Source organism: Streptomyces sp. 150FB (assembly GCF_000818195.1).
Lineage (GTDB): Bacteria > Actinomycetota > Actinomycetes > Streptomycetales > Streptomycetaceae > Streptomyces.
Window position 1 is genome coordinate 3,848,167 of the sequence record NZ_JTHL01000001.1, and the last position, 1,884, is coordinate 3,850,050.

The 1,884-nt window shown below is 71.9% G+C and carries 2 protein-coding genes; both read right to left on the bottom strand.

Translation table 11 applies throughout. The features are described from left to right. Positions 1-343: HAD hydrolase-like protein (locus QR77_RS46695; RefSeq protein WP_160310920.1), on the bottom strand; the 343-nt coding region annotated here is incomplete at its 3' end. A 5-nt stretch (positions 344-348) separates the two neighbouring features. Then, on the bottom strand, positions 349-1,884 hold a 1,536-nt coding region (locus QR77_RS16430), incomplete at its 5' end, for a BBE domain-containing protein (RefSeq protein WP_040028112.1).

The window sequence follows — 1,884 nt, forward strand, 5'->3', positions numbered from 1 at the left end:
CCCGCGCGACCTCGCCGGGCGCCGAGGTGACGACCGCCCAGCCCGCGGGCGGCAGCGCGGCGACCAACTCCCGTGCGCCGGGGATCGGTTCGACGCCCCCGACGGACCGGCACTGCGCCCGCCGGATGCGCTGCGCCTCGGCGCGTACGTCCTCCGGCGAGGAGAGAAAGCCGCCCAGGATGTCCCGCGCGGTACGCCCGGGCAGCGCCGCGATCACCTCGGCGACCGGCAGCCCCCGGCTCAGGGCGAAGTCGGTCCAGACGCGCTCGATCGAGGCGGCCGAGTCGATCAGTGTGCCGTCCATGTCGAAGAGGACAGCGGCGGACACGAAAGACGTACGCATACGCCTCACCGCTCGACCGACTGCGCGTGCCGGAACACACCGGTGGGATCCCACTGGCGTTTGACCCGGCGGAGCCGCTCGTAGTTCTGCCCGTAGTACAGCTCCCCCGCCGTGGCACCGGAGGTGTTGTACGCGGGATCGGACAGGTCGGCGTTCGGGTAGTTGACGTAACTGCCCGCCGTCACCCCGTTGTAGACGGGCGCGCCGCCGGTCTCGCTGAACACCCCGTGGTAAGCGCGGCGCAGCCAGGCGATGTTCGGCGCGTCGTACCGCGCGTCCTCCCAGAACGTCTGCACCAGCAGCTTCATCGTCGCGTCCCGCTGGAAGACCGCCGTGTCGGCCGGTCCCGGTACGGAGATCGCCCCGCCGAGCGCGGCGACGTCGATACCGGCGGAGACCGATCCGTCGACCGACTCGTTCAGCGCCCGGTACATCTCGGCCTTCTGCACCTCGGTGAACTGCCCCCGGAAGTTGGCCGATCCCTGCTTTCCCCGGCGGTTCGGATTGCTGTTCTCGGCGCTCGCCGTGCCGATGAGACGTACGGAGTTGAGCCACGGCATCCACTCGCGCGTGACGTACGAGGCACCGCCGTCCAGGCCGAGCGCCGCGCCGAGCCGGTCCACGAGGTCGTCGCCGATGGCCGCCGACGCCGGGTCGGAGATCTGCATGACCATGCCGATGCCGCCGTTGTCCCGGTGCCGGATCGTCAGCCAGGGGAAGACCGCGTTCGATCCTGGACTGCTCGGGTGGTGGCGCGCGCACCAGTCGGCGAAGACGGTGAGGAACGCGCCGAACCGCTCGGGGCCGCCCCCTTCCCAGGGCCAGTCGCAGGTCACTATCCCCACGGTGGCCGGCGGCGAGATCAGCGAGCGCGCGGCTCCCGGCGTACGGAAGTCGAAGCGGGTGACCAGGCCGAAGTTGCCGCCGCCTCCGCCCGTATGGGCCCAGAACAGCTCGCCGAGCGCGCCGGTGCTGTCGCGGCGGCAGTACGTCAGGGAGGCCTTGCCCCGCCGGTCGACCGTCACGACCTCGACGCCGTCGAGGTGGTCCACCGTGAGGCCGTGCAGCCGGGACAGCAGTCCGTAGCCGCCGCCGAGTACATGGCCGCCGACGCCGACCGAGTAGCAGACACCGCCGGGTATGGCGACGCCGTGCTCCCGGTAGAGGGTGTCGTAGACGTTCAGCAGCCGGGCGCCGGCGCCCACCGAGTAGACGCCGCGCGCCTCGTCGAAGCCGATGCTGTCCAGCGAGTTCATGTTGATCAGGCAGCGGACGTCCGGGGAGAGGACGAAGTCCTCGAAGCAGTGTCCGCCGCCGTAGACGGTGAACCGCGCCCGCGCGTCGAGCGCCCGCTGTACGCCGGCGAGGGCCTCGGCGGCGGTGCGCGGGGTCAGTATCTCGTCGGGGTGTATGTCGAAGCGGCGGTTGTAGCCGACGCGCAGCGAGTCGAACTGCGGGTCGGCGCCCTCCCGTACGACCGGCACGGTGGCCACCGCCGTACGGGACGCCGCGGGCGCGGTTCCCGGCGGGGCCGCCGCCCG